Raw genomic sequence first — 8,527 nt, forward strand, 5'->3', positions numbered from 1 at the left:
TACCACTACCCAAACCGTTTTTTCTTGATCTAGATTTAGGGTGATTTTCTCCCAATCCTTTTCTGATAGGCTTTTTGCTAGTTGCTCAAGCTGGATTGTTTCTTCCACACCCCCTTCTTTTTCAATAATTACTTTTCGATTTTTTGCCAATCCTCCTAAGTATTTTAGCTTTCTTTCTTCCAGGGCTTTTAGAAAATTTGTCTTGTTGCCATAACCAGCATCTATTAACACGATTTTCGGTCGATAGCCTCTGGTTAAGGTCCAGTCAATTAAATCTATCGATATCTCCGGTTTCTTCTTAAATTCTTTGTCTTCTTTCCCCTCGGCTAAGGAACTAGCCGGTTGATAAATTTCAATGTCTAGGGGTACACTTTTTTTGCCGTCGTAGAGATGAGTAGTGACGGCGACTATTCCGTTGTCTGTCTTGCCAATTTCTCCCAAGTACTGCCTCTCAACTCCGGCGGTCAGATTGCCACTTTTTCGATGTCCTGAGTCATCGACAATCAGGGAAAATCCTCCGGGTATTTGCGTCCGGCGGCATTGGTTCATCACTTGCAACCGACATTCATTCACCTGACGGTCTGACCAAGGAGATTCGGTCAAAAAGTGATGTAATCGGTTATAAACTACTCCGACGGCATTATTGGCCATTTGAGTGAGGTTTTTCCTCTCACTTTCCCCTAATAATCCTCCTAAATATTGTCTGAAGCCGTTTTTTTGCGCTTCGTTTTTGAAGCAATTGTCAAACCGCCGACACCATCGGTCAAAGCAGGGAGGCATCGCAGCTGGGGTTGTCTCTTTCATCGCTGATCTTTCAACGTAAAGTGCTTACTCTTTAACGATTATACTCTATTATACTCTTGTTGATCGTTTAAGTCCCACTATGCAATTTGTACCAGTTGTCGATATTAATCAAAGATATTTAATGCTAACTACAGCATCTAGAGCTAGAGGATGGATGAAAAAAATTGGGGATACTCTGCTAATATTTGCTGTAGTTTTACTACTGACTCTTACCTCCCCTCTTTTGGGAATAGCTCAAAATCCGACACAACTGGAAAACAAAATTGACGGCTTTCCAGTTATGTTAGATGGAAAACCCCTCTTTTTTATCCGACGGGGAGTTTCTTCATTTTCGGCGGAGGAGAGAGCTAACGCTATTACCCGGAGAATTGAAAGAATTGCTCACAATGATTCTATTCCTGTTGAGAACCTGACAATTAAGCAGATTCCTGATGATAACTCACTTTATTTAAGTGTAGATCAAGAAGTAATTCTAACGGTGACTGAGGGAGACGCAAAAGCCTATCGTTCAACGCCGGAGGTTTTAGCTCAACAAGCTTTACAAAAAATTCAGGTCGCTATCGCTCAATATCGCCAAGATCGAAAACCAGAACAACTACTTAAGAACGTCATTTATACGGTTATAGCCACCTTTGTTTTCTTGATTATTAGCTTTGCAGTTATCAAAATTTCAGGGAAGCTATTTCCCTTTATTCGACGTTTGATTGAATCCTTGACACCAGGCATTCAAATCGGGAATGTTGAGATCATATCTTCCTCTAAGATCAGCTTTTTGGGGCTGCGATTTCTGCGTATAATTCGTTTACTTGTTCTCTTTTTATTATTATTTAATTATACTACATTTGTACTCCGTTTATTTCCCTGGACAAGAGTTTTTGGCGAGAGTATTTTAGTTTATTTTTCTCAATCATTAGAACTGGTTTTATCCTCTATTGGTAAATATCTTCCCAATGCCTTTATTATTGCCATAATCATTTTTATAACCTACTACTTAATCCGGCTAATCAAGCCATTTTTTACAGCAATAGAAAGAGGAAATCTGATTATTCCTGGTTTTTATACTGATTGGGCTAAACCTACTTACAATCTCCTATTAGTCATAATTATTGCCTTAGCGGCAATAATGGCTTTTCCCTATTTGCCCGGTTTTGATTCCCCTGCTTTCCGCGGTGTTTCTGTTTTTCTTGGTCTTCTTTTATCCCTTGGTTCTACTTCAGCGATCGCCAATGTCATCGGGGGAATTATTCTTATCTATACCCGGGCATTTCGCATCGGAGATCACATTCAAGTGGGAGATGTAATTGGCGATCTAATTGAAAAAAACTTCCTAGTAATTCGCATTTGCACTCCCACTAATAAAATCATTACTATTCCTAACTCATCTTTATTAAGTAGTAATGTGATTAACTTTAGTATTTCCTCGCGGGAATTAAACAGAAATCTAATTATTCAGACAACGATTACCCTAGGGTACGATCTGCCTTGGCGAAAAGCCCACAAAACCTTAATTGAAGCTGCTCTAGAAACTGTGCATATTCTCAAAGAACCCGCACCTTTTGTCCTGCAAACTAGCCTAGATAATTTTTACATCAGTTATCAATTAAACGCTTACACTAACCAACCCAATTTGATGGTAATAATTTATTCAGAACTCCATCAAAATATTCAAGATAAGTGTAATGAAGCTGGGATTGAGATTCTCTCTCCCAGTTACACTTCCCTACGAGATGGAAATACAACAACCATTCCCGAAAATTATTTACCTTCCGATTATGTTGCGCCTCCCTTTCGTGTTCAATCTTCAGACAATCAAGAAAACAACACATTTTGACACCAAATCCGTTTTTAAGCACTCACTGTTGACGGATTATTAATAGACCTCTGGTAAAAATCAAAAGTTGTTGTTAGGAGTAAGTAGCCAGTAGTCAGGAGAATTAAGAATGAATAATAATTAATTCCATAATCTCTTGACAGATTTTAGGCAATTTAATCCTTATTTTTGCCGTTTTTGAACTATCAAAAGTTAATTGTGCAAGAGGTTTAATATAACATCGCCGATGCCGCATTATTAGGATTAGAAAACAGCGAATTAATCACTCTGAGTGCTTGCCAAACCACCAAAGAAGCCAAGGCTGATAGCAGAGAAATATCGGGACTGGCTTACATCATCAGTAATTACCAGTCTTTGTCCCGCGGCCGATGACAAAGAATTAGCAGACAAATTCCCTGAGATAATTACTTTAATTATGATGGCTAAATTCTATCGAAATCTCCAGACAGAAATGAACAAAAGCCCAGGGATGAGAGAGGCAAAACTAAGCCTGATCAAAAAATATCCCCATCCTTATTGTTGGTCGTCTTTTATCCTGATTGGGGCTGCCAATTAAGCAGCCGATAAGAACTATAGCTCCCATTCTTGATAGCAATGAAGGCGCACTCATGCCCGTCGCTTAAATTCACTAAACAGGAGGATTCAGATATGGTCATGAATCAAGAAGCCTTGAATTATCTGGCTCTACCGAACCTGTCATGTAAAACTATCAACAACTCATGCTTGTAAAGTTTATATACTAAGGCTTTGAGTTTTTGTCAGATTGATATTTATCAACTTTAGAGCATTGCTGTGCAGAGAGGGAGCTTGAGGAATTTTCTACAGTGTAAGTTTGGAAGAACCAATTATCTTAAGTTTATCCCGCTTATTAAAGAGGTGCCAAAACGTCCTTTTTGACAAGCGGTACATTTGGGCGGATTGGGTGTTGTTATTGGTTGGTTGCTTAAGGTATGGGCCGGATGAGTTAAGCTTTTGCATTGGCTGATTAAAACTTGGCAATCAGAGTAAAATAGAAGCAAAAGTGTTGCCAAAGCGGGAGTATTACAGATGCCTGAGTCGTCAGAGTTCCATGTCTTCCTCTGTCACAACAGCCAGGACAAGCCTGAAGTTATCAAGATTGCCCAAACCCTGAAACAACAAGGATTAAACCCTTGGCTGGATGTCTGGGAATTGCGCCCCGGATTGCCTTGGCAGCGGGAATTGGAACGGCAAATTGAACACATCAACGCAGCGGCGGTTTTTGTCGGTGAAAATGGGATTGGTCCTTGGCAAGAGATGGAAATTGAAGCCTATTTGCGACGGTTTGTGAACAAACGCAGTCCAGTAATTCCAGTTTTATTGCCTAATGCGCCTCAAAAACCTGAATTGCCAATTTTTCTTGAAGGAATGACTTGGGTAGATTTTCGCGGCTCTCAGGCTGACCCAATAGGACAATTAATTTGGGGAATTACTGGCAGCAAACTAAGTGTTAAACCGTCTTCCTCTTCTCAATCGCAGCAAGTTAAACTTGAAGAAGAAATATCAAATTTACCTAGAGAAACAAAACCTTACACAGTATCTACTCCGGTTATTCTTGCTCCAAAATCACCTCGTATTCCGCCTTTATCAGTAGCAATAAATCGGCGAAAATTGTTGCAATTGATCGGTTGGACAGGTGCAGGTTTCGGCGCAACAATAATCGGAAGATCGGTTTATCAATTAGCAACGCAACCAAGCTTCAGTAAATTTGAGTTTGAGACCTTAACAGTAAACAGCAAAGGAGAAGAAATTAGCCGTAGTCGCAAGCAAGCTGAATACTTTACTGAAGACTTGGGCAATGGGGTAAAATTCCAGATGGTAGCCATTCCTGGCGGGACTTTCATGATGGGTGCGCCAGCGACAGAAGAAGGAAGTAGCGATGAGGAACGCCCCCAACATCAAGTGACTATTCCTGCTTTCTCTATGGGCAAATTTCCAGTTACCCAAAAACTCTGGATAGCTGTTGCTTCTCTCCCGAAAATTGAGCGCCCACTCAGATTAGAGCCATCGCGTTTTAAGGGGGATGATCGACCGGTCGAAAGTATCACTTGGTACGAGGCGATCGAATTTTGTCAGCGACTGTCGAAGAAGACGGGACGGGAGTATCGCTTGCCCAGCGAATCGGAGTGGGAATATGCTTGTAGAGCAGTTACCAGTAAAGAAGCAAGTCAAAACCTTCCCTATCCACCTTTTTACTTCGGGGAAACCATTACGACAGATTTAGTAAATTTTAACGGCAACTCTACTTACGGCAATGCAGCAAAAGGGCAATTTCGCAAAGAAACAACTCCAGTCGGGACATTTCCCCCCAATGCTTTTGGTCTCTATGATATGCACGGAAATATTATGGAATGGTGTGCCGACCATTGGCACTACAGTTACAACGGTGCGCCAACGGATGGCAGTGCTTGGCTGAGTCAATATGAGAATGATTATCGGCTGCTGCGCGGTGGGTCTTGGGACTTTAATCCGGGGAACTGCCGTTCGGCATCCCGCTATAGCAACAGTCCAGTCCTCGACTTCTACGATGTCGGTCTGCGGTTGGTGTGCGGCGTGGCGAGGACTTAATTTACCCTTCGCTGCTGTTCATTTAACTTGGTTTTTCTTCCTCTTCCTTTTTGATTATAATACAAAATTAAATTGTATTCAGTGCAGATAGAGCATCAAGGATGAAGGGAAATCCCGTGAGAGAAGCAACCCTCTGGGGCTGACGGGGTGACGATGTGGCTAGACAGCTTGCTGTATAATAGCCATCGCTCGTTGACCTCTCTGGTAAAAGGGGAGCTTGTTGCTATTAATTCTTATTCAATCCTACACCCAATCCCTGACAAAATTATAAGTTGCTCCCCAATTACTACCGTACAAACCTATCAAAAAATTACTATTTTGGCTCTCCCAGCTTTGGTGGGTAAAATGTATTCTAAGATACATTTCTCAAGAGCGAGGGGGTGGAACGAACCACAAAGACACAAAGGACACAAAGATCGATCGATCCTATGTCAATTAAACTTATCACACAGAACCTAGAAGAGCCCTATTTTTATTGGCCTTCTGCTTAACTTTTCTCTTGCGTCCGATATATTCATTGCGATCGCTGATTGGGGCGGGTGCCTTAGGCGGCTACCAATTCTGTTAAAAAACCCCAATCAACAATCGGCGCGCCACGCACTAACTTGATCATTACAGCGTTTCTCAGATAGATGAGGTTCGTTCTTGCGTCTAAAACACTTGATTAGCAAGGATTACTGTATGCTTCACCTTTACCAGAAAGGCTGTAGACCTCTCCAATAATTGCCAAAATAAGGGCTGAAGCGCTTACTACAAGCCTAGCAAAAATGTTTTCTGGAGAGGTCTATTAAATTGGTGCGCTATGATTATAATAGAATGACTCTTAGCTTAACTGCTATAAGGATTCATCTTTCTATCGTATTGAGGACGACAGGGACTGCCCCAAGCAACCTTTTGAGCGGGAATATCGGCAAATACGCTACTTCTTGCCCCAATAACAACATTAGAGCCAATTTTTACCCCCGGAGCCAAAAAACAATCGGCTGCGATCCATGTACCATTACCAATGAGGATGGGAGTGGTTTTTAAGCCAAAAGAGCGATCACCGGGATCGTGACTGCCAGTGCAAAGATAGCATTTTTGAGAAATCACACAATGACTGCCGATGGTAACGTTATCTAAACTATAAATCACCACATCATCGCCGATCCAAGTATAATCGCCGATCTCCACTTTCCAAGGATAAGTAACCCTTGCCGTCGGGCGAATTTTCACCCCAAGGCCGATTTTAGCCCCGAATAGCCGCAAAACAGCGCAGCGAAAGCTATCCATCTGATGTAAACTGAGGGGAAAAAGAATTCCTTGTACTAACCACCAAAGTAGGATAATCGGATTAGAACGACCGCGATCAAACCAAGATTGATCGTAGGTACGCAGATCTAGCCACGCTTCCTCATCGGTGCGGATTTCTGGGGACATAGGACTTATTTAATCATTTCTGCGGGTTGAGGTTCCGAGGGTTTAACCGCGGGATTAACATGGGCATTAACGTTTAATTTACCGCCAAATCGCCGTAGTTCGTACAATTTAACCCCAATTTGGTATTCGTACTGACTCAAAAGACGACCGTAAATATAACCAGCTTTGCCATCTAAGAAACCGAGACGGATAAAATAAAAGAGAATAAAGCGCAGCAGCGGCTTAAAGGGCAATTTTACCCAAATTTTCTTTAAAAAACGTTTTCTCTGCACCGCATCACCGAAGAAGTTCCCTCCGATCGTGCCGCTTTCGTCATTACCCGTGAGAATATTGTAATAAACCCGCGCCTCCCAGTTGGAATAACGATTATGTCTTTCTAACCAATGATAGATATCGCGGAAATCGATGTGTAGCATATCATTTTTCAGATAGCCCACCTTGCCATTAAGGATAACGTGTTCGTGAACCTCGTTATCTCCCGTGTTGGGTATATCTTCCGTGTTTAAATTCTCGTATCTGCCGGACTTATGTTTAAATAAACGCAGATTCCAGTCGGGATACTTGCCGCCATAACGAATCCATTGTCCGAGGAAGAAGACGCGACGATTGAGATAATAACCGTTATAGTTGGCATCTTGGATGACGGTGGCGATTTCGTCCCATAGTTCGGGGGTGATTCTCTCATCACAATCGACGATTAATACCCATTCATTGCGAAAGGGCAGGTTATCGAGGGACCAGTTTTTCTTTTTCGGCCAACGACCATTAAAATGAAATTGGACTACATTAGCACCATAGTTTGTAGATATTTCGATCGAGCGATCGCTACTTTGGGAATCGACGACAAACACTTCATCAGCCCTAGCAACACTCTCTAAACAGGCGGGAAGGTTAGATTCCTCGTTTTTGGCGGGAATTAACACCGAAACGGGAATTTTTTCTGATTGACTAAACATTGGTACACTGTGGCTAGGTAGAGTGTTCGCACCTTTCCTTAAAACCCTTAGTTACTCAGAAAGGGAGAACTAGGGCTTAAGATTTTTTTCAATCATACTATACCTTATCTGCTTTTTTCCGTCATTTTCCTGCTCTTCTCTCTAAATTTCTAACTGCGAAATAGACGACTATACTGGGTTTCGTGGTTCATGCTGGCAAAACTTAGCCCCCAACTCCAACTGCTCAGGTTTTCATCGGCTAAACTGATAATATCTGCTGTTGCTGTTAATAAACTGGGCTGTAAACCGATCAGAAGCGATTGTCCTAGGGTTTGCCCAAGGGGAATTAAACGCAGTCCTGCATTGATTAAATTACTTGCCCAACTGTGTAAATAGCCTAAAACCGCTAATTCTTCTCCAATTTGCCAATGACTTGCCCCGATCGCAAAGGCGGTGGCATAATTAGCCTGTTCCGGTAGATTATCTCTGTCGGCTGCTAACTCCCGCAATAGGTTTAACAGCGATCGCCCCATTTGCCAGCTTTGTTGTCTTAATTCGGCCGTTTCTCGCGTTGCCGATAACCAATTGTCCCAATAATTAAGTTTTGTAAAATCCTCTTGACAAAAACAACGATATACTCTTAGCAAAACGGCCGTTTCTAAGCGAATCGAGCCTTGACCAAGCGATCGCTCTAACCAATCATTTAAGCTGGCACTATTGGAGATAATCCCCTTTTCGACGAGGGTTTCTAGCCCTTCGGAATAACTATAGGCCCCGACGGGTAAAATCGGACTAGCCAATTGTAATAAACACAAAAGTTCTTTTTGAGCGAGCATAGAAAACCGAGAAAATTGTCCTTAACACAATTAGGGAAATGCTTGGTGCTTCGGTATGTAGATCGAGCCAATAAAAAGCGGCACTCTCTCAATTATACCGTGATTAATAGCCACAA

Annotated in this window: 7 protein-coding genes; 3 read left to right on the forward strand and 4 right to left on the reverse strand. The window is 42.0% G+C overall.

All coding sequences use genetic code 11. The features are described 5' to 3' along the window. On the reverse strand, positions 1–804 hold an 804-nt coding region (locus MICAI_RS03355), incomplete at its 3' end, for an IS701 family transposase (RefSeq protein WP_039899542.1). 79 nt (positions 805–883) lie between these two features. Between MICAI_RS03355 and MICAI_RS03360 the strand changes: the two genes are divergently transcribed. From MICAI_RS03360 to MICAI_RS23025, 3 genes are all read left to right on the forward strand, one after another. Continuing rightward, positions 884–2,635: a mechanosensitive ion channel family protein gene (locus MICAI_RS03360; protein ID WP_008197726.1), complete on the forward strand. Its 1,752-nt coding sequence runs from the start codon at positions 884–886 to the stop codon at positions 2,633–2,635. 451 nt (positions 2,636–3,086) lie between these two features. Next, positions 3,087–3,191 carry a hypothetical protein gene (locus MICAI_RS27720; protein WP_253852116.1) on the forward strand — a complete coding sequence of 35 codons (105 nt, stop codon included), beginning with the start codon at positions 3,087–3,089 and terminating at the stop codon, positions 3,189–3,191. 491 nt (positions 3,192–3,682) lie between these two features. After that, positions 3,683–5,221, forward strand: a complete 1,539-nt coding sequence (locus MICAI_RS23025; RefSeq protein ID WP_008197728.1) for an SUMF1/EgtB/PvdO family nonheme iron enzyme — start codon at positions 3,683–3,685, stop codon at positions 5,219–5,221. 828 nt (positions 5,222–6,049) lie between these two features. On the opposite strand, the gene hpsU is transcribed toward MICAI_RS23025, so the two are convergent. The 3 genes from hpsU to MICAI_RS03385 form a co-directional block, all read right to left on the reverse strand. Further along, the gene (gene hpsU / locus MICAI_RS03375) at positions 6,050–6,640 is read right to left on the reverse strand and encodes a hormogonium polysaccharide biosynthesis acetyltransferase HpsU (protein ID WP_008197737.1); all 591 of its coding nucleotides are present in this window, start codon (positions 6,638–6,640) and stop codon (positions 6,050–6,052) included. 5 nt (positions 6,641–6,645) lie between these two features. After that, on the reverse strand, positions 6,646–7,596 hold the full coding sequence (locus MICAI_RS03380) for a glycosyltransferase family 2 protein (RefSeq protein WP_008197739.1): 951 nt from the start codon (positions 7,594–7,596) through the stop codon (positions 6,646–6,648). 149 nt (positions 7,597–7,745) lie between these two features. Beyond that, positions 7,746–8,411 (reverse strand): urease accessory protein UreF, encoded by a 666-nt coding sequence (locus MICAI_RS03385; protein ID WP_008197741.1) that lies wholly within the window; start codon positions 8,409–8,411, stop codon positions 7,746–7,748. Positions 8,412–8,527 lie beyond the last annotated feature (116 nt).

The sequence above is a fragment of the Microcystis sp. T1-4 genome (genome assembly GCF_000297435.1).
Lineage (GTDB): Bacteria > Cyanobacteriota > Cyanobacteriia > Cyanobacteriales > Microcystaceae > Microcystis.